Consider the following 23,905-nt stretch of genomic DNA (forward strand, 5'->3'; position numbering starts at 1 on the left):
CGTCAGGCGGGCGTTACACCTTCGACAGCGCCTTCAACGCGAGCTTGATGCCTTCGGATACGCCGGTGCCGGCCGGCACGTTCTTGATCGCGGCGAGGCCTTCCTTTTCGGAATAGCCGAGCGCGAGCAGCGCGTTGAGGATGTCGGTCGCGTGGTCGGACTGCGATGCGGCGCCGGCGAGTGCACCGAGATCGGCGCCGAGCTTGCCCTTCAGTTCGAGCAGCAGGCGTTCGGCCGTTTTCTTGCCGATGCCGGGCAGGCGCGTGAGGCGCGCGGCGTCCTGCATCGTCACGGCCTGCGCGAGTTCCTGCACGCTCATGCCGGACAGCACGGCGAGCGCCATGCGCGCGCCGATGCCGGTGATCTTCAGCAGCTCGCGGAAGGTCGTGCGCTCCTGCGGCGTCAGGAAGCCGTACAGCAGGTTCGCGTCCTCGCGGACGATCTGCTGCGTGAGCAGCACGACGCGCTCGCCCGTTTGCGGCAGGTTGTAGAAGGTACTCATCGGCACGTCGATTTCGTAGCCGACGCCGTTGCAGTCGACGAGCAGGTGGGGCGGGTTCTTTTCGAGCAGGATGCCGGCGATGCGACCGATCATGGATGGCTTGATGCGAGGAAGAAAGCGCGAGTGTAGCGCACGTGCGGCGCGATGCCGACGGGATCGGCCATCAGGCCGGAGCGGCGCGTGTCGCGGGCGCGTCGGGCGCGGGTAAAGCGATCAAGGTGGTCAGCGCAGCCAAGGTGGCCAACGCAGTCGAGCCGACGTGCCGGGCCGCGATGCGCGCCGGTGTCAGCCGACCAGCCGCCCGCGCCGCACGCGCAGCCCTTTCTTCGCGAGCGCCGGCGCGAGGCCGCCGAGCGTGCTGAGCGTATTGCCGCCGTGCGCGTGGCAGATCGCCATGCCGAGCGCGTCGGCCGCGTCGGAGCCTGGTTGTCCGGAGAGGCTGAGCAACCGCGTGACCATTTCCTGCATCTGCGTCTTGGTCGCGCGGCCGTAGCCGACTACCGCCTGCTTGAGTTGCAGCGCCGTGTATTCGGCGACGGGCAGGCCGCCGGCGACGAGGCCGCAGATCGCGGCGCCGCGCGCCTGGCCGAGCAGCAGCGTCGATTGCGGGTTCACGTTGACGAACACCTTTTCGATCGCGGCCTGGTCGGGTGCGTGCTCGCGCACGATGGTCGAGACGCCCTGGAAGATCGTGCCGAGCCGGGTGGCCAGGTCGGCGGTCGGCGTGCGGATCACGCCGCTCGCAACATACGCGAGCCGATGGCCGCTGACGTCGATGATGCCGAAGCCGGTGACGCGCAGGCCGGGGTCGATGCCGAGAATTCGCATGAGTGAGGAGAGTGGCGTGATGCAGCGATACTACAACGATTGGTGCGGCAAGCCGGTCGCCCGGTCGTGCGCGAAGGCGCCGTGCAATAAAAAACCCGGCGGGTGCGATGCCGCCGGGTTGTCGTGCAGCGGCCGCGCGGGCCGCATGCGATCAGTGACGGAAGTGGCGTACGCCCGTCAGGACCATCGCGATGCCGTGCTCGTCGGCCGCCGCGATCACTTCGTCGTCGCGCATCGAGCCGCCCGGCTGGATCACGCAGGTCGCGCCGGCTGCCACGACGACGTCGAGGCCGTCGCGGAACGGGAAGAACGCATCCGATGCCACGGCCGAACCGGCCAGCGTGAGGCCGGCGTTCTGCGCCTTGATGCTCGCGATGCGCGCCGAGTCGACGCGGCTCATCTGGCCGGCGCCGACGCCGAGCGTCATGCCGTTGCCGCAGAACACGATCGCGTTCGACTTCACGTACTTCGCGACGCGCCACGCGAACAGCAGGTCGTCCATTTCCTTCGCGGTCGGCTGGCGTTTCGTGACGACGCGCAGCTCGCTCGGTTGCACGTTGCGCGAATCGAGCGACTGCACGAGCAGGCCGCCGCCCACGCGCTTCAGGTCGAATGCGTTGTGACCTTCGCCGAGCGCGATTTCAAGCAGGCGCACGTTCTGCTTCGCGGCGAACACCTGCTTCGCGGCGTCGGAGAACGACGGTGCGATCAGCACTTCGACGAACTGCTTCGCGACAGCCTGGGCGGCCGCTTCGTCGACTTCGCGATTGAACGCGATGATGCCGCCGAATGCCGACGTCGGGTCGGTCTGGAACGCCTTCGCGTAAGCGTCGGCCGAATCGTTGCCGACCGCGACGCCGCACGGGTTCGCATGCTTGATGATCACGCAGGCCGGTGCGTCGAACGTCTTCACGCATTCCCACGCGGCGTCGGAATCGGCGATGTTGTTGTACGACAGTTCCTTGCCCTGCAGCTGGCGGTAATTCGCCAGCGCGCCGGCCGGCGTCGCGAGGTCGCGGTAGAACGCGGCGCTCTGGTGTGGGTTCTCGCCGTAGCGTAGGTCCTGCACCTTGTCGAACGCCAGGTTCAGCGTGGCCGGGTACGCGCTGCGCGATGCGTGCTTCAGCTCGTCGGTCAGGCTCGTCAGGTAGTTCGTGATCGCGCCGTCGTATTGCGCGGTGTGCGCGAACACCTTGGTCGCGAGGCGGAAGTTGGTCGCGTAGCCGACCGCATTGCCGTTCGCCTTCATTTCATCGAGCACGACCGCGTAGTCGGCCGGATCGACGACGACCGTCACGTCGCGGTGGTTCTTCGCGGCCGAGCGCAGCATCGTCGGGCCGCCGATGTCGATGTTCTCGATCGCGTCGGCGAGCGTGCAGTCGTCCTTCGCGATCGTCGCGACGAACGGGTACAGGTTCACGACGAGCAGGTCGATCGTCGGGATGCCGTGCTGCTCCAGCGCCTGCATGTGCTCGGGCAGGTCGCGGCGGGCGAGGATGCCGCCGTGCACCTTCGGGTGGAGCGTCTTCACGCGCCCATCGAGCATTTCCGGGAAGCCCGTGTAATCAGCCACTTCGGTCACGGGCAGGCCCGCGTCGGCGAGCAGTTTCGCGGTGCCGCCCGTCGACAGCAGCTTGACGCCGAGGTCGGACAGCGACTTCGCGAAGTCGACGATGCCGGTCTTGTCGGAAACGGAAATGAGCGCTTGCTTGATCATGATGGAACCACCAATAGCCAGGGAAACGGGGACGGGACGGCCGCCTACAGCAGGCCGTGCTGCTGCAGCTTCTTGCGCAGCGTATTGCGATTGATGCCGAGGTACTCCGCGGCGAGCGACTGGTTGCCGCCTGCCTGTACGAGCACGACCTCGAGCATCGGCTTTTCGACGCAGGACATCACCATTTCATAGACGTCGTGCGGATTGGAGCCGTCTAGATCCCGGAAATACACGTCCAGGCTCTCGCGGACACATTGTTCGATGTTGTGCTTGCTCATGCTGCTAACTGGTTATGGTCGTCCGACTCGCCCTGGCCGTTTTCCTCTTCGTCATCGACGTAGACGAGGTGGTCCGACAGCGCCTTTTGCGCCTCGAAGAATGCATTGACGGCGGCGAGCTGCTCGCGGGTGGAATCGAGCGTGTTCATCCTGTGCCGGAACCCGTTGGCACCGGAAAGGCCGCGAGTGTACCAGCCGATGTGCTTGCGCGCAGTACGGACTCCCGTGAATTCACCATAGAAAGCGTAGTGGTCTTCCAGGTGTTCGTTCATCACGTGCTGGATCTCGTCGATCCGCGGCGGGGGCAGCAGCTCGCCGGTTTGCAGGAAATGATCGATTTCGCGGAACAGCCACGGCCGACCTTGCGCGGCACGACCGATCATCAGCGCGTCGGCGCCGGTGGCGTCGAGCACGGCCTTCGCCTTCGCGGGCGACGTGATGTCGCCGTTCGCGACCACCGGAATCCGCACGGCCGCCTTCACGGCGGCGATGGTGTCGTATTCGGCGTCGCCGCGGTACAGGTCGGCGCGCGTGCGGCCGTGCACGGTGAGCATCGAGATGCCGGCGGCTTCGGCCAGGCGCGCGACCGTGATCGCGTTCTTGTGCTCGCGATCCCAGCCGGTGCGGATCTTCAGCGTGACGGGCACCGCATCGGGCCCCGTGCCGACCGCCGCGACGACGGCCTCGACGATGCGCTGCACGAGCGGCTCGTTCTGCAGCAGCGCGGAGCCGGCCGCGACGTTGCAGACCTTCTTCGCCGGGCAGCCCATGTTGATGTCGATGATCTGCGCGCCGTTGTCGACGTTGTAGCGGGCCGCTTCGGCCATCATCGCCGGATCGGCGCCGGCGATCTGGACCGCAATCGGTTCCACCTCGCCTTCGTGGTTCGCGCGCCGCATCGTCTTCGCGCTTTTCCACAGCTGGGCGTTGGACGCGACCATCTCGGACACGGCGTAACCGGCTCCCAGCCGCTTGCAGAGCTGGCGGAACGGACGATCCGTCACGCCGGCCATCGGCGCGACGAACAGGTTGTTACGCAATACGTGAGGACCGATAACGGGCATCGCAATGGCACCGCCCGCGGCGGGCGCGGGGAGGGAAAGGGCGGACGGAAACGCGCATTTTACCGTATTCCCATGCCCCGCCGATTTGACCCGGTTTGAGCGGCGCGACTGTGCGCGCCGCGCGTCAGTTGCGCTGGCCGAACATCATCTGGCGCGCGATCACCTTCTTGAGCGGCGGCACGAACTCCAGCGCGGTGAGCGCGGCGCCGCGCAGCAGCGGGAGCGGGCCCGAGTCGATCGTGAACAGGCGCGCCAGCGTGTCGGTCGCGCCGATCGTGAAGCGCCGGTCGAGTGCGCGGCGCGCGTTGAAGGTGGCGAGCGCGATCGCTTCGAAGCCTTGCGCGGACAGCGTATCGACGAGCGTATGCGCATCGCGCAGCCCGAGGTTGAGCCCCTGGCCCGCGACGGGGTGCAGGGTTTGCGCGGCATTGCCGACGATCGCGACGCGGCCGTTGACGAGCGTTTGCGCGGCGGTCAGGCCGAGCGGGAACGATGCGCGCCCCGCGATCGCGACGAAGTCGCCCATGCGTTCGCCAAATGCGCTGCCGAGCTCGCGCAGGAACGCATCGTCGGGCAGCGCGGCGCGGCGCGCCGCTTCGTCGGGCGTGCAGCACCAGACGAGCGCGTACTCGGCCTGGCGCGGCCCGCCGAGCGGCAGCAGCGCGAGCGGGCCTTCGTGCGTGAAGCGTTCCCATGCGACGTTCGGGCGCGGCGCCGATACCGTGACCGTGCCGACGATCGCGGTCTGTCCGTAGTCGCGGCGATGTTTGCCGGCGTCGGCCTGCTGTTCGTGGAACAGCCCGCCTTCGGCATTGATGACGACGCGTGCGCGCAGCGTGCGCTCGCCCTGCGGGCCGTCGAGCGTCAGCGTGACGCCGTCGGCGTCCTGCTGCGGCGTGCGCGCGGTGGTCGACGTGAGCCAGTCGACGCGCGTGCCGCGCACGGCGCCCGCGAGCGCTTGCATGAGCGAGCCGTAACGCACGACATAGCCGAGCGCGGCGACGTCATGCTCGTCGCGGTCGATCAGCGTGCGGCCGAAATGGCCGCGCTGCGACACGTGGATATGTTCGATCGGCGTCGCGTCGGCGGGCCACGCGAGCGTATCGAGCAGCACGCGGCTGCCGTGCGACACGGCGATCGCGCGCGGATCGTTCACGCTCGCGGCCGGTTCGCGTGCATCGATCAGTGCGATCGATGCGTGCTGCGTGGCGCTGCGGCGCGCGAGCCAGCCGGCGAGCGCGAGCCCGACAGGGCCCGCGCCGACGATGGCGAGATCGTAGTCCGGCGTGGCCGGGGAGGAGGCGGTCGTCATCTTGATTCGTGAAACGGAGGTAACGGTCGGCGGCAGCCGGTCATGCGCCCGCGCGCATCAGTGCTTCGATCTCGTCCGCCGCGACGGGCACGCCGCGCGTGATCAGCTCGCAGCCGTGCTCGCGTACGATCGCGTCGTCCTCGATGCGGATGCCGATGTTCCAGTACTCGGGCGGCACGTCGTCGGCGGCGCGCACGTACAGGCCGGGCTCGATCGTCAGCGTCATGCCGGCTTTCAGCGTGCGCCATGGCAGCGCGCCGTTGCCGTCACGCTCGGCGAGCCGCTCGCGGTAGTCGCCGCAATCGTGCACGTCCATGCCGATCCAGTGGCCGGTGCGATGCATGTAGAAACGCGCGTAGGCGCGCTCGGCGATCACGTCGTCGACGTTCGAGAAGCGCGTTTTCGGGATGATGCCGGTGTCGAGCAGCCCCTGCGCGAGTACGCGCACGGCGGCGTCGTGCGGCGCCTCGAACGGCACGCCGGCGCGCGTCGCGTCGATCGCGGCCTGCTGCGCGGCGAGCACGATGTCGTACAGCGTGCGTTGCGCGGGCGAGAAGCGCCCGTTGGCCGGGAACGTGCGCGTGATGTCCGACGCGTAGCCGTCGAGTTCGCACGCGGCGTCGATGAGGATCAGGTCGCCATCTTGTGCGGCCGCGTTGCCGGCCGGGTAGTGCAGCACGCACGCGTTCGCGCCGGCCGCGACGATCGAGCCGTACGCGGGCGACTGCGCGCCGTGCTTGCGGAATACATACAGCAGCTCGGCCTCGAGTTCGTATTCGCGGATGCCGGGGCGGCACGCCTGCATCGCGCGGCGGTGCGCAAGGGCGGAGATGTGCGCGGCGCGCATCATGATCGCGAGTTCGTGCTCGTCCTTCACGAGCCGCATGTCGTCGAGCAGCGGCGTGAGGTCGAGCATCGCATCCGGCGCGGCGACACCCGTGCGCGCCAGCGCGCGCACCGCGTCGACCCAGCCCGCGAGCTGGCGGTCGAAGTCGGCCGATGCGCCGAACCGGTAGTGCACGGTGCCCGCGTCGGCGAGCAGGCGCGGCATCTCGGTATCGATCACGTCGACCGCGAATGCCGCGTCGAAGCCGAACGCATCGCGCGCGGCTTCCGGCCCGTAATGGAAGCCTTCCCAGATTTCGCGGTCGGCATTCTTGGCGCGGCAGAACAGGATCGACTCCGGCGCGCCGTGCGGCGCGGCCGCGTTCAGCACGAGCACGGCATCCGGCTCGCTGAAGCCCGTCAGGTAGTGGAAGTAGCTGTCGAACCGGTACGGATAGTCCGTATCGCGGTTGCGCGGCACTTCGGGCGCGGTGGGGACGATGGCGACGCCGCCGCCGGCGGCACGCAGTGCGGCAAGCACGCGTTCACGGCGCTGGCGGTAGACGTCGACGGCGATGGCGGTATCGAGGGGCGCGTTCATTCGTGCGATTGTAGCGCCGCGGGACGCCGTGCGTGAGAGAGGGGGCGGGAAGCCGCCCTGGAAGGCCCGCGCGGCGGTTGTTGCAAACCATCCACAGGCCGTCCGGGCGATTTTCTGTCGCGCGGCGCTGGCCGGTTATGATCGGCGACAACGTATACTCTCGGCGGTTCCCTTAAAAAGGCAGATGATGAAATTAATCGGTTCGCTCAGCAGCCCGTACGTCCGCAAGGCGCGGATCGTGCTGGCTGAAAAGAAGATCGACTACAAGCTGGAGCTCGAGAACGTGTGGGCGCCGGAGACGGATATTCATGCATCGAATCCGCTCGGCAAGGTCCCGTGTCTCGTGATGGAGGATGGTGCCGCGGTGTTCGATTCCCGCGTGATCTGCGAATACGCCGATACGCTGTCGCCGGTCGGCAAGCTGATTCCGCCGTCGGGCCGCGAGCGCCTCGAGGTGCGATGCTGGGAAGCGCTGGGCGACGGCGTGATCGACGCGGCGGTGACGATTCGCGTCGAACATACGATGCGCGACGAGGCGCAGCGCAGCGCGAGCTGGATCGCGCGCCAGCAACGCAAGATCGACGACGGCCTCGTCGCGATGTCGCAGGGCCTCGGCGGCAAGACGTGGTGCGTCGGTAATCATTACACGCTCGCCGACATCGCACTCGGCTGCGCGCTCGGCTATCTCGACTTCCGGATGCCCGAGCTCAACTGGCGCGATCGCCATCCGAACCTCGACAAGCACTTCGCGAAGCTGCTGCAGCGGCCGTCGTTCGCCGACACGCTGCCGCAGACCTGAGCCGCACGCGACGCATTCACGCGTTTCACGCATTCGGCAGACGAAAGAAAAGCGCCCCGCGGGGCGCTTTTCTTTTTGCCGGGCCGCCCCGCGGCGGGGGCGGTCGCCCGCGTCATTCGATCGATGCGTACACGGCCTCGCCGAGCGTGAACGAATCGCTGCGCGCAATCGGCCACCACTTGTCGTACAGCGAGAAGCCGCAGGTCTGGCCGTCGAGCAGCGCACCGGGTTTCAGGTACTTCAGCAACTGCGACATCAGCCGCACTTCGTGCGGCGCGACCCGCTGCACGATGTGATGCGCGCGCAGCTCGGACGGGTGCGCGAGGCCGGCCGCCTGCACGAGTTCCTGCAACGCATGCAGCGTATTGCGGTGGAAGTTGTACACGCGCTCGGCCTTGTCGGGCACGACGAGCGCGCGCTGGCGCACCGGGTCTTGCGTCGCGACGCCGGTCGGGCAGCGATCGGTGTGGCAGTGCTGCGCCTGGATACAGCCGACCGCGAACATGAAGCCGCGCGCCGAGTTCACCCAGTCCGCGCCGATCGCGAGCGTACGCGCGATGTCGAACGCGGTGATGATCTTGCCGCTCGCGCCGAGCTTCACGCGATCGCGCACGCCGATCCCGACGAGCGTGTTGTGCACGAGCAGCAGCCCTTCCTGCAGCGGCACGCCGACGTGATCGGTGAATTCGAGCGGCGCCGCGCCCGTGCCGCCTTCCGCGCCGTCGACGACGATGAAGTCCGGCACGATGCCGGTCTCGAGCATCGCCTTCGCAATCCCGAAGAATTCCCACGGATGGCCGATGCACAGCTTGAAGCCGGTCGGCTTGCCGCCCGACAGCGTGCGCAGCCGTTCGACGAATTCGAGCAGCCCGCGCGGCGTCGAGAACTCCGAGTGCGTCGCGGGCGAGATGCAGTCCTTGCCCATCGGCACGCCGCGCGTCTCGGCGATTTCCGGCGTGATCTTCGCGGCCGGCAGCACGCCGCCGTGGCCGGGCTTCGCGCCCTGCGACAGCTTCACCTCGATCATCTTGACCTGCGGATCGGCGGCCTGCTTCGCGAACTTGTCGGGGTTGAAGGTACCGTCGTCGTTGCGGCAGCCGAAGTAGCCGGACGCGATTTCCCAGATGATGTCGCCGCCGTTTTCGCGGTGGTACTTCGACAGCGAGCCTTCGCCGGTGTCGTGCGCGAAACCGCCTTTCTTCGCGCCGAGGTTCAGCGAGCGGATCGCGTTCGCGGACAGCGAGCCGAAGCTCATCGCCGAGATGTTGAAGATCGAAATGTCATACGGTTGCGCGCGGTTCGCGCCGACGCGGATGCGGAAATCGTGGTTCGGCAGCTTCGTCGGCGCGAGCGAGTGGCTGATCCATTCGTGCGCGACGGCCTTCACGTTCAGCTCGGTGCCGTACGGGCGGTTGTCGGCGACGTTCTTCGCGCGCTGGTAGACGAGGCTGCGCTGCGCACGCGAGAACGGCTTTTCGTCGGTGTCGTCCTCGACGAAATACTGGCGGATTTCAGGTCGGATGAATTCGAACAGGAAGCGGAAGTGGCCCCAGAGCGGGTAGTTGCGCAGGATCGCGTGGCGGTCCTGTTTCAGGTCGTACAGGCCGAGCGCGACGAGGGCGGCCGGGATCAGCAGCCACAGCCAGGCGATCGTGTGCCGCGCGGCGAGCGCCGCGACGGCCACGAACAGCAGGACCGCGCACCACATCGCGATATAGCGTCGGGAAAACATGGGGACTCCATCGTCATTGTCTGGATGGCCGTCACGTCGCCAGGATCGCGCGGCGGCCGGCAGGTCGGCGCCCGAGGCATCGCGCGGGCCCGGCGGGCATGCTGCCCGTGCCGTACCCGCCGCTGCCGGCGCCCACGATGGTCGAGAGTCTACTACGGGTGTCGCGAAGCTCGCGTTGCCGAGTCGGGGCCTAGCCACCCGCGCCGGTCGGGCGGATGAACGGGCTGTACGCCGGGCTGCCGGGCTTCAGCCGGGCGTCGTCGTCGAAGTCTTCGTCGCGGTTGAACGGCACCCGCGGCCATGCTTGCCAGTCGCGCAGCCGCGCGCGGTAGCCGGCGAGACTGTGCGCGAGGCGCGTGTCCTGCCGCCGAGCGGCGGCGCCCGCGAGGCCGCCGCGGACGTCGTGGATCAGGTGAGGTTCGAGCACGTCGAAGCCGACGTAGCGCAGCGCGTACATGATTGGCCACAGCAGCAGGCGGGTGTCGCCTTCGCGGCCGTCGGGCGCGCAGGCGGCGGCCGACGAGCCGGTCGTGACGCTCAGCAGCGCGCGCCGCCCGTGCAGTACGCCGCGATCGTGGCGCTGCCGGCTGCTGTAGAGGCCGCCGTAGACGAACACGCGATCCATCCAGCCCTTCAGGATCGCGGGCGCGCCGAACCACCACAGCGGGAACTGCAGGATCAGCGCGTCGGCCTGCGTCAGCTGGTCGACCTGATGCGCGATCTCGGGCGGGAGCGTGCCGCGTTCCCAGTGATGGCGCTGCTCGCGCTGCGTGTCGAAGCGGGCGGTGTCGAGCCGGTCTGCGTAATGGTGCGGCGCTTCGCACGGGTCGAACGCGTCTGCGTACAGGTTCGCGACCGTCGCGGTATGGCCGCCGGTGCGCCAGGCATCGGCGGCCGCGCCGGCGAGGGTGGCGTTGAACGACTGCGGTTCGGGATGGGCGACGACGATCAGCGCATGCATGGCGGGCTCCGGGAGTGTGCGACGATGATGGCCGGCGGCGATGGGGCCGCGCAATCACGCACCCGGAGGTAACCATGGCATTTCCCGGCGACGTCTATGCGGCGGACTGCTCGGCGCGCGACGCGCTGGCGCTGGTCGCCGGCAAGTGGTCGCTGCTGATCTTGCCCGCGCTGGCCGAGCGGCCGCTGCGTAACGGCGAACTGCTGCGGCGTATCGGCGGGATTTCCCAGAAGGTGTTGACGCAGACGCTGCGCGAGCTGGAGCGCAACGGGCTGATCGAACGCATCGCGGTGGCTGTGCGGCGCGCACACGTCGAGTACCGGTTGACGGCGGTGGCGGGGTCGCTCGTGGAGACGCTCGTGGCGCTCGACCGCTGGGCCGAGCGCCATTTTCCCGAGCTGGACGCGGCGCGCGAGCGCTACGACGCGTCGGTGCGGAACATGCGGTGAGTGGCGCGGCCGCTTCCGGCCGGCTGCCGCTTGCGCGGCGCCGCCGCGTCAGCGGGCGAGCGCGAGGGCGGGCGCGTCGTTCGCCTGCGTGTTGCCGGACAGCGCGGATTCGATGATCCCGCCGCCGAGGCAGATCTCGCCGTCGTACAGCACGGCCGACTGGCCGGGCGTGACGGCCCACTGCGCGTCGTCGAACGCGAGCGAGAAGCGTGCTTCGCCTGCGGGGCCGGGCGTGGCGGCACCGAATGCGCACGCCGCATCGGCCTGCCGGTAGCGCGTCTTCGCACCGCACGCGAAACCTTCGGCCGGCGGTTCGCCGGCGACCCAGCTCACGTTGCCCGCGACCAGCTCGCGCGCCAGCAGCCACGGATGATCGTGGCCCTGCACGACGTACAGCGTGTTCGACGCGATGTCCTTCGCGGCGACGAACCACGGATCGCCGTTGCCGGTCTTGCTGCCGCCGAGGCCGATACCCTTGCGCTGGCCGAACGTGTAGAACGCGAGGCCGATGTGCTCGCCGACGACCTTGCCGTCCGGCGTTTTCATCGGGCCGGGTTTGGTCGGCAGATAGCGGTTCAGGAAATCGCGGAACGGCCGTTCGCCGATGAAGCAGATGCCGGTCGAATCCTTCTTCTTCGCGTTCGGCAGCCCGATCTGCGCGGCGATCTCGCGTACCTTCGTCTTCGGGATCTCGCCGAGCGGGAACATCGTCTTCGACAGTTGCGCCTGGTTCAGCCGGTGCAGGAAGTACGACTGGTCTTTCGTATGATCGAAGGCCTTCAACAGTTCGAAACGCCCGTCACGCTCGCGCACACGCGCATAGTGGCCGGTCGCGATCATTTCCGCGTCGAGCGACATCGCGTGATCGAGGAACGCCTTGAACTTGATCTCGGCGTTGCACAGCACGTCGGGATTCGGCGTGCGGCCGGCCGAGTATTCGCGCAGGAACTCGGCGAACACGCGGTCCTTGTATTCGGCCGCGAAGTTGACGGCTTCCACGTCGATGCCGATCAGGTCGGCCACCGACACGACGTCGATCCAGTCCTGGCGCGTCGAGCAGTATTCGCCGTCGTCGTCGTCTTCCCAGTTCTTCATGAACAGGCCGACCACGTCGTAACCCTGTTCCTTCAGCAGCCACGCGGTCACCGACGAATCGACGCCGCCCGACATGCCCACCACTACACGGCGCTTGCTCATTTGTTGACCGCCTGACGTTCGAATGCTTCGGGGCGCGGCGCGACCGAATGCGTGTGCACGAAATCGAGCGGAATGCGCCGCCCGGCGAGGTAATCGTCGACGCAGCGCATCACCGCCGGCGAGCGATGGCGCTCGCCGCACGCGCGCAGCTCGTCGGCGGTCATCCACAGCGTGCGGACGATGCCGTCGTCGAGCGCGTGGCCCGCGATCGGCTCGCTGGCCGTGCCGCAGAACGTGAAGCGCAGGTAGGTCGCGCCGGCGTTGCCGGGGCGGTCGTAATGCGCGAGATAGACGCCGACGAGCGCGTCGGGCGTGAACGGGTGCGCGGTTTCCTCGAGCGTTTCGCGGATCACGGCGTCGGCCAGCGTTTCGCCGGCTTCGAGGTGGCCTGCCGGCTGGTTGATGCGCAGGCCCGACGAGGTTTCTTCCTCGATCATGAGAAAGCGGCCGGCGTGCTCGACGAGCGCGGCGACCGTCACATGCGGGGTCCAGATTTCGGGTTTCATGGTTCGGCATTTTACCGGTTGCGCCCGAACGCTGCCGGTCGCCACGCTAAACGAATCTGACCCTCGTCATTCGTCTGTCCTGCCGGTGCGCGGCGAAGCCGGCCGGGCTGGCGCGCCATCAGGCACGACCGTGCGGAGCTGCTGGTACGGCCCTCGCTTTCGCCTAAAGTGGAAGGTGAGTGTCGTCGCTCGTGAGCCGGTAGTCAGCCTGCCGGCTCGTTGCGCAGTAGAAAACGCAGGAAACGAAACACTGACGATGACGGAGGGACCGACGATGCATATTGGCGTACCTGCCGAAACGCGGGCGAACGAGGCGCGTGTGGCTGCGACGCCGGAAACCGTGAAGAAATACGCGGCGGCCGGGCATCGGGTCAGCATCGCGAAAGGGGCCGGCATCGCCGCGAGTTATCCCGACGACGCCTATGTGGCCGCGGGTGCCGAACTGACCGGCCAGCCGGCCGCTTTCGATGTCGACATCGTGCTGAAGGTCCAGGCGCCCACCGACGCCGAACTGCCGTTGCTCAAGCGCGGCTCGGTGCTGGTCGGCATGCTCGAGCCGTTCGACGGCGAGCAGGCGGCGAAGCTCGCCGCGGCCGGCGTGACGGCCTTCGCGCTCGAAGCCGCGCCGCGCACGACGCGCGCGCAGAGCCTCGACGTGCTGTCATCGCAGGCGAACATCGCGGGCTACAAGGCCGTGCTGGTGGCCGCCGCGCTGTATCCGCGCTTCTTTCCGATGCTGATGACGGCCGCGGGCACCGTGAAGGCCGCGCGCGTGCTGATTCTCGGCGCGGGCGTCGCGGGCCTGCAGGCGATCGCGACCGCGAAGCGCCTCGGCGCGGTGATCGAGGCGTCCGATGTGCGGCCGGCCGTGAAGGAGCAGATCGAGTCGCTCGGCGCGAAATTCCTCGACGTCCCGTACGAAACCGACGAAGAGCGCGACGCGGCGCAGGGCGTGGGCGGCTATGCGCGCCCGATGCCGCCGTCGTGGCTCGGCCGCCAGGCCGCGCTGGTGCATGAGCGGGCGAAGCAGGCCGACATCGTGATCACCACCGCGCTGATTCCCGGGCGCCCGGCGCCGACCTTGATCTCCGTTGAAACCGTGCAGTCGATGAAGCCGGGCTCGGTGCTCGTCGATCTCGCGGCCGGCCGCGGTCCGGAATTCGACGGCCGCAAGAGCGGCAACTGTCCGCTGACGGTCGCCGACCAGGTGATCGTGCACGACGGCGTGACGATCGCGGGCTACACGAATCTCGCGTCGATGGTCGCGGCGGACGCGTCGGCGCTGTATGCGCGCAACCTGCTCGACTTCATGAAGCTGATCGTCACGAAGGACGGCACGCTGCACATCGACCTGACCGACGACATCGTCGCCGCGACGCTCCTGTGCCGCGACGGCGAAGTCGCGCGCAAGTAACCGGGGAGAAGGCGACCATGGAAGTCATCAATCACACGGTGATCAACGTGATCATCTTCGTGCTGGCCGTGTACGTCGGCTACCACGTGGTATGGAACGTCACGCCGGCGCTGCATACACCGCTGATGGCCGTGACCAACGCGATCTCGGCGATCGTCATCGTCGGCGCGATGCTGGCGGCGGCGCTCACCGTCGGTACGACCGGCAAGATCTTCGGCACGCTCGCGGTCGCGCTCGCGGCCGTCAACGTGTTCGGCGGCTTCCTCGTGACGAGGCGAATGCTCGAGATGTTCCGCAAGAAGGCGCCGAAACAGGCCGACGGCGGCAAGGAGGGCGCGCGATGAGCATGAACGTCGTCACGCTGCTGTATCTCGTCGCATCGGTGTGCTTCATCCAGGCGTTGAAGGGCCTGTCGAACCCGAAGAGCGCGCGGCGCGGCAACCTGTTCGGGATGGCCGGGATGGCCATCGCGATCCTCACGACGGTCGCGCTGATCGTCAAGCAGGCCGAGTGGCTCGGTGCGAACCTGCCGCTCGGCATCGCGCTGGTGCTCGGCGCGCTGATCGTCGGCGGCGGCGTGGGGGCGTTCGTCGCCGCGCGCGTCGAGATGACGAAGATGCCGGAGCTCGTCGCGGCGATGCACTCGCTGATCGGTCTCGCGGCCGTGTGCATCGCGTATGCGGTGGTGTCGGAGCCGGAAGCGTTCGGGCTCGTGCCGCAGGATGCGGTGTCGTCGAACTTCATCCCGTACGGCAACCGCGTCGAGCTGTTCATCGGCACGGTCGTCGGCGCGATCACGTTCTCCGGTTCGGTGATCGCGTTCGGCAAGCTGTCGGGCAAATACAAGTTCCGGCTGTTCCAGGGCGCGCCGGTCGTGTATGCGGGCCAGCACCTGCTCAACCTGATGTTCGCGCTCGCGATGCTCGGCTTCGGCATCCTGTTCTTCATCACGCAGTCGTGGCTGCCGTTCATCATCATGACGGCGATCGCGTTCGCGCTCGGCGTGCTGATCATCATCCCGATCGGCGGCGCGGACATGCCGGTGGTCGTGTCGATGCTGAACTCGTACTCGGGGTGGGCCGCGGCCGGCATCGGCTTCTCGCTGAACAACGCGATGCTGATCATCGCCGGGTCGCTCGTCGGCTCGTCGGGCGCGATCCTGTCGTACATCATGTGCCACGCGATGAACCGCTCGTTCTTCAACGTGATCCTCGGTGGCTTCGGCGGCGAGGCGGTGGGTGGCGCGGCAGGTTCGAAGGAGCAGCGGCCGGTGAAGTCGGGCTCGGCCGAAGACGCGTCGTTCATGCTCGGCAACGCGGAGACGGTCGTGATCGTGCCGGGCTACGGGCTGGCCGTGGCCCGTGCGCAGCACGCGCTGAAGGAGTTGACCGACAAGCTGGTCGACAAGGGCATCGACGTGAAGTACGCGATCCATCCGGTCGCGGGGCGCATGCCCGGGCACATGAACGTGCTGCTCGCGGAAGCGGAAGTGCCGTACGAGATCGTGCACGAGATGGAGGACATCAACGGCGAATTCGGTCAGGTCGACGTCGTGCTGGTGCTCGGCGCGAACGACGTCGTGAACCCGGCCGCGAAGAACGATCCGGCGTCGCCGATCGCGGGGATGCCGATCATCGAGGCGTACAAGGCGCGCACGGTGATCGTCAACAAGCGCTCGATGGCGGCCGGCTACGCGGGGCTCGACAACGACCTGTTCTACATGGACAAGACGATGATGGTGTTCGGCGATGCGAAGAAGGTCATCGAGGACATGGTGAAGTCGGTCGAATGACGCACGCGCGGGTGACGCGGCTGCCTGCTTCGATTCATGGGCAGCGTGACCGGGCAGGCCCGACTGGCGCAAGTCAGTCGGGCCTTGTTCATGGCGCGACGAGATGGGCGACGCACGCGGCGATCGTGTCGCGTACGCGCACGATCGCCGGGTCGCGCTGCGTGCTCGTGCGCCAGCCGATTTCGACCGGGTAGTGCGGCAAGTCGACCGGGCACGCGAGCGCGCGCAGCGGGGTGGATTGCGCGATCGCGCGCGCCGCGTGCGCGGGAATCGTCGCGACCGCGTCGGAGCCGGCGAGCAGGTACGGCAGCGCGGCGAAATGCGTGGTCGACGCCGCGACGCGCCGCTTGTGGCCGAGCGTGGCCAGCGCTTCGTCGACGATCCCGATCACGCCGCCCGACGACACGAGCAGGTGGTCGCGCCGCAGGAAATCGGCGAGCGTGAGGGTGCGCGGCGGCCTCGGGCTGGCGGCCGGGTCGATCAGGCACGCATAGCCGCCCGTCGCGACCGCGCGCCGGCTGAGCCCGTTCGCCGAGAAGCCGCCCGACGCGATCGCGAGGTCGACGCCGTGCCGCAGCAGTGCGTCGCCGGCGATGCCGCTGTGCGTCTGCCGGAAGATCAGCCGGATGCCGGCGGCTTCCCGCGCGACGGCGTCGATCAGCGCGCGGCCGAGCGCGATCTCGAAGTCGTCCGACAGTCCGATCGAGATCGTGCGGCCGATGCGGTCGCCACCGTCGGCCGCGATCGCGAGGCTTTCGCGACAGCGGTCGAGCGCGTCGGACAGGATCGGCTTCAGTTCGTCCGCGCGCGGCGTCGGCGCGAGCCCGCGGCCGGTGCGCGCGAACAGCGGATCGCCATAGATCACGCGCAGCCGCGCGAGCGCCGCGCTGACCGCCGACTGCGTGAGGCCGAGCCGCAGCGCCGCGCGGCTCGCGCCGCCTTCCTCGTACAGCGCCTCGAACACTTTCAGCAGGTTCAGGTCGAGGCCGGCGATATCATCTGCATTCATGACACTTATCGTTCTATCGATTTGATCGATGACATCTTATCGATAAAGATGGCGTTACCCCATTCACCGGAGACGCCTTCATGTCCACGTCAGTCATCGCCGCGCTGCAGATCGGCGCATCGCCCGCCGGCACGCGCGCCACGCTCGACACGATCCTCGGCTACGAAACCGCGATCCGCGACAGCGGCGCGTCGCTCGTCGTGTTGCCCGAGGCCGTGCTCGGCGGCTATCCGAAAGGCGAGATCTTCGGCACGCGGCTCGGCTACCGGCTGCCCGAAGGCCGCGACGCGTATGCGCGCTATGCCGCGCAGGCGATCGACGTGCCGGGGCCGGAAACCGACGAGCTGGCCGCGCTGTCGCAGCGCACGGGCGCGAGCCTCGTGGTCGGCGTGATCGAGCGCGGCGGCAGCACGCTGTACTGCACGGCGCTGTTCTTCGATCCGCGCGACGGGCTCGTCGCGAAGCACCGCAAGCTGATGCCGACCGGCACCGAGCGGCTGATCTGGGGGCAGGGCGACGGCTCGACGCTGCCCGTCGTCGACACGGCCGCGGGCCGCGCGGGCGCCGCGATCTGCTGGGAGAACCACATGCCGCTGCTGCGCTGCGCGATGTACGCGAAGGGCGTGCAGATCTGGTGTGCGCCGACCGTCGACGAGCGCGACGTCTGGCAGAGCTCGATGCGGCATATCGCGCACGAGGGGCGCTGCTTCGTCGTCAGTGCGTGCCAGGTGCAGCCGTCGCCGCGCGCGCTCGGCATCGACGTGCCGGGCTGGGATCCGGAGCGGCCGCTGATCCGTGGCGGCAGCGTGATCGTCGGGCCGCTCGGCGACCTGCTGACGGAGCCGCTGATCGGCGAAGCCGGGCTCGTGACCGCGCGCATCGATACCGACGAACTCGTGCGGGCGCGCTATGACTTCGACGTGGTCGGGCATTACGCGCGGCCCGACGTGTTCTCGCTGCACGTCGACGAGCGGCCGAAGCGGACGGTGGTGTTCGGCGGGTAGGGTGGGCCGGGCGCCGCTTGGCGGCCCGGAACATGGACAGCGGCGGCGGCGCGCCGCGCACTCGCCGTCGTGCCGCGTCAGCGCATCGGCGCTTCCGCGATTCGCATGTAGTCGGCGATCCGCCGCCCTTCCATGTCCGGAAACTGCTCGTGCACGACGATGTCGCCCATCCGCGCGATGTCGAAGGTGCGGAAATCCTCGCGCAGCTCGCACCATGCGCCGATCGTCCAGCGCCCGCCCCAGTAGACGAGCCCGAGCGGCCACACGCGGCGTTGCGAATGCGCGCCGAGCCGGTCGCGGTAGCCGAAGCTGACGACGTGGCGCGTGTCGATGGCCTGGTGGATCGCGTCGACCTTCGCGCAAAACGTCTCGTCGATGTGGAACGACGGCGCGAACACGGGCAGGCGGTCGAGCGCCGTGCGCTTGTCGGCCGGCATCGCCGATGCGATCTTCGCGAGCGCCGAGCGCGCGCCGCTCGCGAAGCGCGCACCGCCCCAGGTTTCGAGCATGCGTGCGCCGGTGGCGAGCGCCGCGAGTTCCTCGGCCGTGAACGTGAGCGGCGGCAGGCTCGCGTTGCGGTTCAGCCGGTAGCCGATGCCGGCTTCGCCTTCGATCGGCACCCCTGACAGTTGCAGGTCGCGCACATCGCGATAGACGGTGCGCGGCGACACCGACAGCCAGTCGGCCAACTGCTGCGCGGTCGTGAGACGACGCCCGCGCAGCAGCTCGGCGATCTGGAACAGGCGGTCGGCACGGCGCGTCATGACGGCACCTCGATTCCAACGGCAGTGGGGACTTCGCGATGATAGCGCCGCGCGGGTCCGACGGCCGCTGCGCTCAGTGGCATTTCGGCGCGTGCAGGCCGACGCGGTTGCCTTCGGTGTCGATCAGGTAGCCGACGTAGCCGTAGTTGTTCGGCAGCTCGACGACCGAGCCCTGCACGACGCCGCCCGCGCGCTTCGCGCGTTCGAGCGCCGCGACGACCGATTCGCCGGCGTTCAGGTAGACGAGCACGCCGTTCGCGCTCGGCTTCATCTGCTGCGGATCGAACACGATGCTGCCGCCCGTGCTCGATGCGTCGCGGTCGAACGTGGCCATCGGCACGCCGCCGATGACCGCGCGCTGCAGCGTCGTCTGCAGCACGGTTTCGTAAAAGCGGATCGCCCGGTCGAAATCGAGGGACGGAATGTCGAACCACGCGATCGCGCGCTCCAGGGTGGCATTGGCAGTTGCGGACGTCATGACGAGCTCCTTGTTGCGTTGTTTGTTGTTCGGGTTCGGTGCGGAAACCAGCGTTGCATTGCGCCCGGATTGCAGTGTGATCGCGGCCTGCTGACACCGTATTGTCAGTAGAGTTGTCACCCTTGACATGCAACTGTTTGGTTGCATAATAAGGTCATTGACCCGGGAGTGGCATGGATCTCGTCTTCAAGGCGCTGGCCGACGCCACGCGCCGCCAGTTGCTTGATTTGCTGCACGCGAAAAGCGGACAGACCCTGTCCGAGCTGTGCGACGGGCTCGCGATGAGCCGGCAGGCGGTGAGCAAGCATCTCGCGCTGCTCGAGGCCGCGAATCTCGTCGCGACGACGTGGCGCGGCAGGGAGAAGCTGCATTACCTGAATCCGGTGCCGATCCACGACATCGCGGAACGCTGGATCGGCAAGTTCGAGCGTCAGCGGCTGCAGGCGCTGGCGGACCTCAAGCGCGGGCTGGAAGCGGCCGGCGAATCTGGAGGCAACGATGAGTAATCCCGCCCTTGTGTACGTGACGTTCATTGCATCGACGCCCGAGCGTGTGTTCGATGCGCTCACCAACGCCGAGCTGACGAAGGACTACTGGGTGCGGCACCGCAACGCGTCGCCCGACTGGCGGCCGGGCTCGCGCTGGGAACATCAGGACTACGACGATCCATCGCGGGTCGACATCGTCGGCGAAGTGGTCGAGAACGATCCGCCGCACCGGCTGGTCGTCACGTGGCGTACGCCGTCTGGGGAGGCGGAGACGTCGCGCGTGACCTATCTCGTCGAGCCGCACGAGGGCGTCGTGAAGCTGACCGTCACGCACGACGGGCTGGTGCCGGGCTCGGAGATGGATCGCGGGATTCGCGGTGGCTGGCCGGTCGTGCTGTCGAGCCTCAAGACGCTGCTCGAGACGGGGCAGGCGCTGCCGTTCACGATGGGGCGCTGGGCGTGCTCGAAGCACTGAAACGAAACGCCGCCGTTGCCGCGGGTGCGGTAACGGCGGCGCTCCGGGTGCCGCAGCGGGGCCGCACCGGCGGCCCCGTGGCGATCATGATGCAGGTTACGCGTCGCCTTCCGGCGTGGCCGGGCGCGCCTTCACGCTGCCGGCGATCAGGTCGAAGCGAAACAGCCGGCATTCGAGCGCGCCGTTGAACAGCGGCGTCTTCGCCGATTCGCGCAGCCGCAGCTGGCCCGGCAGCGAACGGTCGGACGTCAGCAGGAACGCCTGCCAGCCGGTGAAGCGCTGCTTCAGCGCATCGCCGAGCGCGTTGAAGAACTCGCTGTCCGGTGCGTCGGTGTGGGTGCGGCGGAAGGCGTCGTCGTTGCCGCGGTTGCGGCCCGTCTCGCGCACCTCGCCGCGCGCGCTGCGGCCGCGCACTTCGATCCGCTCGCCGTACGGCGGGTTCGCGAGGATGATGCCCGGGCCGTCGCACGGCGGCGTCATCCCGCGCGCGTCGACCTGCTTGAGCCATACCGACGGCACGCCTGCGCGCTCGAGGTTCGCGCGCGCCTTCTCGAGCATGTCGCCGGAGATGTCACTGCCGTACACGCCGAGCGCTTCGCCGCGTTTGCCGCGCGCCGCGCGCTTCGCGTCCAGCGCCGGGACCTTCAGCCCCTGCCATGCGGTGATGTCGTACTGCTTGAGTTTCTCGAAGCCGAACCGGCGCTCGACGCCCGGCGCCACGCCGAGCGCGATCTGCGCGGCTTCCGCGAGGAACGTGCCGCTGCCGCACATCGGGTCGTACAGCGCCGTGCCGGGCGTCCAGCCCGTCAGGCGCAGGATGCCGGCCGCGAGGTTTTCGCGCAGCGGCGCCGCGCCCTTGTCGAGACGCCAGCCGCGCTTGAACAGCGGCTCGCCCGACGTGTCGAGGTACAGCGTGCACTCGTTGACGGTCAGGAACGCGAATACGCGCACGTCCGGCGCACCGGTGTCGATGCTCGGGCGCGAGCCGGTTTTCTCGCGCATCCGGTCGCAGATCGCATCCTTCACGCGCAGCGTCGTGAATTCGAGGCTTTTCAGCGGCGACTTGATCGCGGTGATGTCGATGCGCAGTGTTTGCGTCGACGCGAACCAGCGTTCCCACGGCTGCTCGAGCGCGAGCGCGTAGACGTCCTGTTCGTTGCGGTACGGGCCGTGCGCGATCTTCAGCAGGATCCGGCTCGCGATCCGCGAATGGAGGTTCGCGGCCATGCCGGCGGCCCAGCCGCCGCTGAAATGGACGCCGCCCGGCACCTGCGCGCCCGCGGTGAACGGCGCGCCGTTCAGGTGGCGGCCGGCGATTTCGGCCAGCTCGGCGGCAAGCGCCGCTTCGAGGCCGCGCGGGCAGGGGGCGAAGAATTCGTACAGGGTGGGCGAGGACATAAGGCGGGTGAGGACGTGCAAAAGTCCACTATTGTACGCGGCGCGGGCGGCCGGGGCCGGCGTTGCGTCGCCTTTCGGTGCCGCGGCGCGGGCCGGGGCGCCGCGCAGGCGTGCCGGCAGGCCGCGCGGCGGCGCCCGGACGGGCACCGCCATGCCGCCGCAGGCTCAGTGCGAGCCCGGCTGGCCGGCGCGCGCGGCCTGGCCGCTGCCCGGCCAGAACAGCGCGAGCGGGTTCGACAGCACCGTGCGGACGATCGCGGCGACGAGCGCGCGCACCTTGGTCCGGCGCAGGCTGCGCGAGCGCACGGCCATCGTGAACGCGAGCGCGAAGCTCACGAGCACGTTGAGGATCGCCATGCTGAGTACGCCGGCGCCGGCCCACCACAGCTCGGGCGTGCCGAGTGCATCCTTGCCCAGCACGCCGAGCGCGACGCCGATCGAGCCGGCCGACAGCGTCACGTGCCGCACCTCGAACGGGAACATGAACACGGTGACGATCGCCGGAACGAGGCCGAGCATCAGGCCGAGGCCGACGTTCGCGACCACGCCGGCCACGTTCGACCGGCAGAAGTGCGCGAGCTTCGCGGCACCGGCCGTACCGAGCGTGAGGCGCAGCCGGCGGTTGTACGTGAGCGCGTCGCCGACCCGGTGCAGCACGAACCAGTTGTCGGCCCAGCCCGCGAGCAGGCTCGACGCCCACAGCAGCACGCCGGTCAGCGCCGCGTAGAGCGGCGTCGGGCCGAGCAGCGAGAACGAATGCAGGGTCGCGTGCGCCTTCTCCGGCGAGATCAGGTTCGCGTGCATCACGTTGCCCGCGAACAGCTGCACCAGCAGGCACACGGGCAGCACGACGAGCACGTTGCCGGAAATCGCGGCGGCCTGCGTGCGGATCAGCGCGATCACCGACGCGACGAACGCCTTCACGCCTTCCTCGTGGCCGGTGTCGTCGAGCTCGCGCGCGAGGGTCGGCGCGGTCATCGCGGGCTGCTTGGTCGCGAGCGTGAAGTGCAGGAAGTGCATCAGCATGAAGCTGGCCGCGTAGTTGACGCCCGCGAGCAGCCCTTCGAGCATCGACTGCAGGTGCGCGCCCGTGATCGCGAACTTCACGCACACGGTCACGACCGTGACGAGGCCGCCGCCCGCGGCCATCCGCAGCATCTTCAGGTACTCGGCGCGGCCGCGCGAGATGTAGTGCTCGCCGGTGTCCGCGTTGGTCTCGACGAGCTTGCGCGCGAACAGCGAGAAGTTGCTGCGCACGAGGTGCGACACGCTCTGGCTGTTGTGGTTCGCGTCGACGAGCTCGGCCGTCAGGTGCGCCATCCCGTGCAGGTCGTCGCGCGCCATCCACGCGTTCAGCAGCATCTCGGCGCGCACGATGCGCATGCGCATCCGTTCGACCTGGAACACGATGTCGACCGACACGCCGTTGCGGTACAGGTGCGAGAACACCTCGTCGACGGCGATCCGGCATTCGTCGAGCAGCACGCGCAGGTAGTTCACCTCGTGCAGCAATTTGCTCGGGTCGCCGCCGTCCTCGACGGCCGCGTGCGCGGTCTCGACCGCGAGCATCGCGCGCGTGAGGCGGTAGAACGGCTGCGTTTCGAGCGGCTTGCGTGCATCGTCGTCGGAGAGCCGGCTGCGCACCGTCTGCGACAGGCCGGTCGAGCTGATCTGGCAGGTCAGGTTGTGCAGCGCGGCCAGCAGGTCGCGCGAGAACGAGCCCGGCTCGTGGCGCTCTTCATCGGTGACGTCGAACGAGATCAGCTCGGCGAGGCGCGTGAGGAGATCGTCGGGCAGCGCGTCGATCCATTGCGCGTCTTCCGGCGTCGGGAACATCAGCGTGAACAGCGCGGACAGCTCGCGGCGGTTCGGCGCGGGCGGGATCAGCGACGAGTCGATCCGCTCGAACAGCGCGCCGAAGAAGCCCGAGTGCACGGGCATGCCGGCGTCGCACAGGAGCGAGATGCCGTCGCACTCGCGCAGGATGCCGCGCAGGATGCGCGCGGCGTGGGTTTTCCACGCGGGATTGCGATCGAGCACGTGGAACAGGTAGCGCAGCCGCGCATGGGCCGGATACGCGCGCACATCGGCGTCGCGATCGGCCGGCGCGTCCTGCGCGGCCTGCATCGTGCCGGTGCGGCGCAGCCAGTGCGCGAGCTCGATCAGCCATTCGCTGCGCTCGGCGTACGACGCATCGGCGTCGGCGTGCGCGAGCAGCGCATCGAGCTGGTGACCGGCATTGCGCGACGCGCGCCACTTCTTGATCAGGGTCGTCAGGGAACGAAACATAAACGGAATAACGAAAGCCCTCG

At 68.6% G+C, this 23,905-nt stretch carries 24 protein-coding genes; 8 read left to right on the plus strand and 16 right to left on the minus strand.

The features are described 5' to 3' along the window. Positions 1–13 precede the first annotated feature (13 nt). The 7 genes from ruvA to CFB50_RS03390 all read right to left on the minus strand — a co-directional run bounded on the left by ruvA (position 14) and on the right by CFB50_RS03390 (position 7,127). Positions 14–595 carry a Holliday junction branch migration protein RuvA gene (gene ruvA / locus CFB50_RS03360; RefSeq protein ID WP_089444953.1) on the minus strand — a complete coding sequence of 194 codons (582 nt, stop codon included), beginning with the start codon at positions 593–595 and terminating at the stop codon, positions 14–16. Between the two features lie 192 nt (positions 596–787). Beyond that, on the minus strand, positions 788–1,330 hold the full coding sequence (gene ruvC, locus CFB50_RS03365) for a crossover junction endodeoxyribonuclease RuvC (RefSeq protein ID WP_069247145.1): 543 nt from the start codon (positions 1,328–1,330) through the stop codon (positions 788–790). 151 nt (positions 1,331–1,481) lie between these two features. Continuing rightward, positions 1,482–3,047, minus strand: coding sequence for a bifunctional phosphoribosylaminoimidazolecarboxamide formyltransferase/IMP cyclohydrolase (purH, locus tag CFB50_RS03370; RefSeq protein ID WP_069247146.1), 1,566 nt, complete (start codon positions 3,045–3,047; stop codon positions 1,482–1,484). Positions 3,048–3,091: 44 nt separating this feature from the next. Next, positions 3,092–3,325: a Fis family transcriptional regulator gene (locus tag CFB50_RS03375; protein WP_006476892.1), complete on the minus strand. Its 234-nt coding sequence runs from the start codon at positions 3,323–3,325 to the stop codon at positions 3,092–3,094. Then, the gene (dusB, locus tag CFB50_RS03380) at positions 3,322–4,389 is read right to left on the minus strand and encodes a tRNA dihydrouridine synthase DusB (RefSeq protein WP_006497523.1); all 1,068 of its coding nucleotides are present in this window, start codon (positions 4,387–4,389) and stop codon (positions 3,322–3,324) included. The genes CFB50_RS03375 and dusB overlap by 4 nt, the downstream gene beginning before the upstream one ends. Positions 4,390–4,513: 124 nt before the next feature. After that, positions 4,514–5,701 carry a UbiH/UbiF/VisC/COQ6 family ubiquinone biosynthesis hydroxylase gene (locus CFB50_RS03385; RefSeq protein WP_069247147.1) on the minus strand — a complete coding sequence of 396 codons (1,188 nt, stop codon included), beginning with the start codon at positions 5,699–5,701 and terminating at the stop codon, positions 4,514–4,516. 40 nt (positions 5,702–5,741) lie between these two features. Then, positions 5,742–7,127 carry an aminopeptidase P N-terminal domain-containing protein gene (locus CFB50_RS03390; protein ID WP_089444954.1) on the minus strand — a complete coding sequence of 462 codons (1,386 nt, stop codon included), beginning with the start codon at positions 7,125–7,127 and terminating at the stop codon, positions 5,742–5,744. Positions 7,128–7,311: 184 nt separating this feature from the next. Between CFB50_RS03390 and CFB50_RS03395 the strand changes: the two genes are divergently transcribed. Beyond that, on the plus strand, positions 7,312–7,926 hold the full coding sequence (locus CFB50_RS03395) for a glutathione S-transferase family protein (RefSeq protein WP_069247149.1): 615 nt from the start codon (positions 7,312–7,314) through the stop codon (positions 7,924–7,926). A gap of 112 nt (positions 7,927–8,038) precedes the next feature. Here the strand turns inward: CFB50_RS03395 and CFB50_RS03400 are convergent, their stop codons facing one another. Continuing rightward, complete coding sequence (locus CFB50_RS03400; protein ID WP_069247150.1) at positions 8,039–9,658, minus strand: FMN-binding glutamate synthase family protein; 1,620 nt, start codon at positions 9,656–9,658, stop codon at positions 8,039–8,041. Positions 9,659–9,848: 190 nt separating this feature from the next. Further along, positions 9,849–10,619, minus strand: a complete 771-nt coding sequence (locus CFB50_RS03405) for an NAD(P)H-dependent oxidoreductase (protein ID WP_069247151.1) — start codon at positions 10,617–10,619, stop codon at positions 9,849–9,851. Between the two features lie 74 nt (positions 10,620–10,693). On the opposite strand from CFB50_RS03405, the gene CFB50_RS03410 reads away from it, so the two are divergent. After that, positions 10,694–11,068 carry a winged helix-turn-helix transcriptional regulator gene (locus CFB50_RS03410; protein ID WP_069247152.1) on the plus strand — a complete coding sequence of 125 codons (375 nt, stop codon included), beginning with the start codon at positions 10,694–10,696 and terminating at the stop codon, positions 11,066–11,068. A 48-nt stretch (positions 11,069–11,116) separates the two neighbouring features. Here the strand turns inward: CFB50_RS03410 and mnmA are convergent, their stop codons facing one another. Together mnmA and CFB50_RS03420 are read right to left on the minus strand one after the other, a co-directional pair. Then, the gene (mnmA, locus tag CFB50_RS03415) at positions 11,117–12,265 is read right to left on the minus strand and encodes a tRNA 2-thiouridine(34) synthase MnmA (RefSeq protein ID WP_069247153.1); all 1,149 of its coding nucleotides are present in this window, start codon (positions 12,263–12,265) and stop codon (positions 11,117–11,119) included. Continuing rightward, positions 12,262–12,771 (minus strand): NUDIX hydrolase, encoded by a 510-nt coding sequence (locus CFB50_RS03420; RefSeq protein WP_069247154.1) that lies wholly within the window; start codon positions 12,769–12,771, stop codon positions 12,262–12,264. Before CFB50_RS03420 ends, mnmA begins: the two co-directional genes overlap by 4 nt. Before the next feature lie 274 nt (positions 12,772–13,045). Between CFB50_RS03420 and CFB50_RS03425 the strand changes: the two genes are divergently transcribed. The 3 genes from CFB50_RS03425 to CFB50_RS03435 are packed head-to-tail and all read left to right on the plus strand — an operon-like array spanning position 13,046 to position 15,977. After that, complete coding sequence (locus CFB50_RS03425) at positions 13,046–14,185, plus strand: Re/Si-specific NAD(P)(+) transhydrogenase subunit alpha (protein WP_069249217.1); 1,140 nt, start codon at positions 13,046–13,048, stop codon at positions 14,183–14,185. Between the two features lie 17 nt (positions 14,186–14,202). Continuing rightward, complete coding sequence (locus tag CFB50_RS03430) at positions 14,203–14,529, plus strand: NAD(P) transhydrogenase subunit alpha (protein WP_069247155.1); 327 nt, start codon at positions 14,203–14,205, stop codon at positions 14,527–14,529. Further along, positions 14,526–15,977, plus strand: a complete 1,452-nt coding sequence (locus CFB50_RS03435; RefSeq protein ID WP_069247156.1) for an NAD(P)(+) transhydrogenase (Re/Si-specific) subunit beta — start codon at positions 14,526–14,528, stop codon at positions 15,975–15,977. The genes CFB50_RS03430 and CFB50_RS03435 overlap by 4 nt, the downstream gene beginning before the upstream one ends. Before the next feature lie 88 nt (positions 15,978–16,065). Here the strand turns inward: CFB50_RS03435 and CFB50_RS03440 are convergent, their stop codons facing one another. Beyond that, on the minus strand, positions 16,066–16,986 hold the full coding sequence (locus CFB50_RS03440; RefSeq protein ID WP_069247157.1) for a LysR family transcriptional regulator: 921 nt from the start codon (positions 16,984–16,986) through the stop codon (positions 16,066–16,068). A gap of 80 nt (positions 16,987–17,066) precedes the next feature. Here CFB50_RS03440 and CFB50_RS03445 point away from each other — a divergent pair, with 80 nt between their 5' ends. Beyond that, positions 17,067–17,990, plus strand: coding sequence for a carbon-nitrogen hydrolase family protein (locus tag CFB50_RS03445; protein WP_046544957.1), 924 nt, complete (start codon positions 17,067–17,069; stop codon positions 17,988–17,990). A gap of 77 nt (positions 17,991–18,067) precedes the next feature. Here the strand turns inward: CFB50_RS03445 and CFB50_RS03450 are convergent, their stop codons facing one another. Both CFB50_RS03450 and CFB50_RS03455 read right to left on the minus strand, forming a co-directional pair. After that, a complete protein-coding gene (locus tag CFB50_RS03450) occupies positions 18,068–18,754 on the minus strand; it encodes a helix-turn-helix transcriptional regulator (RefSeq protein ID WP_069247158.1) in 687 nt (228 codons plus the stop codon). 73 nt (positions 18,755–18,827) lie between these two features. Next, positions 18,828–19,232 (minus strand): VOC family protein, encoded by a 405-nt coding sequence (locus CFB50_RS03455; RefSeq protein ID WP_069247159.1) that lies wholly within the window; start codon positions 19,230–19,232, stop codon positions 18,828–18,830. A gap of 173 nt (positions 19,233–19,405) precedes the next feature. On the opposite strand from CFB50_RS03455, the gene CFB50_RS03460 reads away from it, so the two are divergent. Together CFB50_RS03460 and CFB50_RS03465 are read left to right on the plus strand one after the other, a co-directional pair. After that, positions 19,406–19,738 (plus strand): ArsR/SmtB family transcription factor, encoded by a 333-nt coding sequence (locus tag CFB50_RS03460; RefSeq protein WP_069247160.1) that lies wholly within the window; start codon positions 19,406–19,408, stop codon positions 19,736–19,738. Further along, the gene (locus CFB50_RS03465; RefSeq protein ID WP_069247161.1) at positions 19,731–20,195 is read left to right on the plus strand and encodes an SRPBCC family protein; all 465 of its coding nucleotides are present in this window, start codon (positions 19,731–19,733) and stop codon (positions 20,193–20,195) included. The genes CFB50_RS03460 and CFB50_RS03465 overlap by 8 nt, the downstream gene beginning before the upstream one ends. 96 nt (positions 20,196–20,291) lie before the next feature. Here the strand turns inward: CFB50_RS03465 and CFB50_RS03470 are convergent, their stop codons facing one another. Both CFB50_RS03470 and CFB50_RS03475 read right to left on the minus strand, forming a co-directional pair. Beyond that, complete coding sequence (locus CFB50_RS03470; RefSeq protein WP_089444955.1) at positions 20,292–21,593, minus strand: THUMP domain-containing class I SAM-dependent RNA methyltransferase; 1,302 nt, start codon at positions 21,591–21,593, stop codon at positions 20,292–20,294. Positions 21,594–21,758: 165 nt separating this feature from the next. Next, a complete protein-coding gene (locus CFB50_RS03475; RefSeq protein WP_069247163.1) occupies positions 21,759–23,882 on the minus strand; it encodes a site-specific recombinase in 2,124 nt (707 codons plus the stop codon). Between the last annotated feature and the right edge of the window lie 23 nt (positions 23,883–23,905).

Origin of the sequence: Burkholderia sp. AU33423, assembly GCF_002223135.1 — a bacterium.
GTDB lineage: Bacteria > Pseudomonadota > Gammaproteobacteria > Burkholderiales > Burkholderiaceae > Burkholderia > Burkholderia lata_D.

Coding starts and splice junctions, on each gene's coding strand:
- CFB50_RS03465 (WP_069247161.1), top strand. CDS start 19,731: ATGAGTAATCCCGCCCTTGTGTACGTGACGTTCATTGCATCGACGCCC.
- CFB50_RS03445 (WP_046544957.1), top strand. CDS start 17,067: ATGTCCACGTCAGTCATCGCCGCGCTGCAGATCGGCGCATCGCCCGCC.
- CFB50_RS03405 (WP_069247151.1), bottom strand. CDS start 10,619: ATGCATGCGCTGATCGTCGTCGCCCATCCCGAACCGCAGTCGTTCAAC.
- CFB50_RS03470 (WP_089444955.1), bottom strand. CDS start 21,593: ATGTCCTCGCCCACCCTGTACGAATTCTTCGCCCCCTGCCCGCGCGGC.
- CFB50_RS03435 (WP_069247156.1), top strand. CDS start 14,526: ATGAGCATGAACGTCGTCACGCTGCTGTATCTCGTCGCATCGGTGTGC.
- CFB50_RS03390 (WP_089444954.1), bottom strand. CDS start 7,127: ATGAACGCGCCCCTCGATACCGCCATCGCCGTCGACGTCTACCGCCAG.
- CFB50_RS03400 (WP_069247150.1), bottom strand. CDS start 9,658: ATGTTTTCCCGACGCTATATCGCGATGTGGTGCGCGGTCCTGCTGTTC.
- CFB50_RS03420 (WP_069247154.1), bottom strand. CDS start 12,771: ATGAAACCCGAAATCTGGACCCCGCATGTGACGGTCGCCGCGCTCGTC.
- ruvA (WP_089444953.1), bottom strand. CDS start 595: ATGATCGGTCGCATCGCCGGCATCCTGCTCGAAAAGAACCCGCCCCAC.
- CFB50_RS03425 (WP_069249217.1), top strand. CDS start 13,046: ATGCATATTGGCGTACCTGCCGAAACGCGGGCGAACGAGGCGCGTGTG.
- CFB50_RS03430 (WP_069247155.1), top strand. CDS start 14,203: ATGGAAGTCATCAATCACACGGTGATCAACGTGATCATCTTCGTGCTG.
- CFB50_RS03450 (WP_069247158.1), bottom strand. CDS start 18,754: ATGACGCGCCGTGCCGACCGCCTGTTCCAGATCGCCGAGCTGCTGCGC.
- CFB50_RS03440 (WP_069247157.1), bottom strand. CDS start 16,986: ATGAATGCAGATGATATCGCCGGCCTCGACCTGAACCTGCTGAAAGTG.
- CFB50_RS03375 (WP_006476892.1), bottom strand. CDS start 3,325: ATGAGCAAGCACAACATCGAACAATGTGTCCGCGAGAGCCTGGACGTG.
- mnmA (WP_069247153.1), bottom strand. CDS start 12,265: ATGAGCAAGCGCCGTGTAGTGGTGGGCATGTCGGGCGGCGTCGATTCG.
- CFB50_RS03455 (WP_069247159.1), bottom strand. CDS start 19,232: ATGACGTCCGCAACTGCCAATGCCACCCTGGAGCGCGCGATCGCGTGG.
- purH (WP_069247146.1), bottom strand. CDS start 3,047: ATGATCAAGCAAGCGCTCATTTCCGTTTCCGACAAGACCGGCATCGTC.
- ruvC (WP_069247145.1), bottom strand. CDS start 1,330: ATGCGAATTCTCGGCATCGACCCCGGCCTGCGCGTCACCGGCTTCGGC.
- CFB50_RS03460 (WP_069247160.1), top strand. CDS start 19,406: ATGGATCTCGTCTTCAAGGCGCTGGCCGACGCCACGCGCCGCCAGTTG.
- CFB50_RS03385 (WP_069247147.1), bottom strand. CDS start 5,701: ATGACGACCGCCTCCTCCCCGGCCACGCCGGACTACGATCTCGCCATC.
- CFB50_RS03475 (WP_069247163.1), bottom strand. CDS start 23,882: ATGTTTCGTTCCCTGACGACCCTGATCAAGAAGTGGCGCGCGTCGCGC.
- dusB (WP_006497523.1), bottom strand. CDS start 4,389: ATGCCCGTTATCGGTCCTCACGTATTGCGTAACAACCTGTTCGTCGCG.
- CFB50_RS03410 (WP_069247152.1), top strand. CDS start 10,694: ATGGCATTTCCCGGCGACGTCTATGCGGCGGACTGCTCGGCGCGCGAC.
- CFB50_RS03395 (WP_069247149.1), top strand. CDS start 7,312: ATGATGAAATTAATCGGTTCGCTCAGCAGCCCGTACGTCCGCAAGGCG.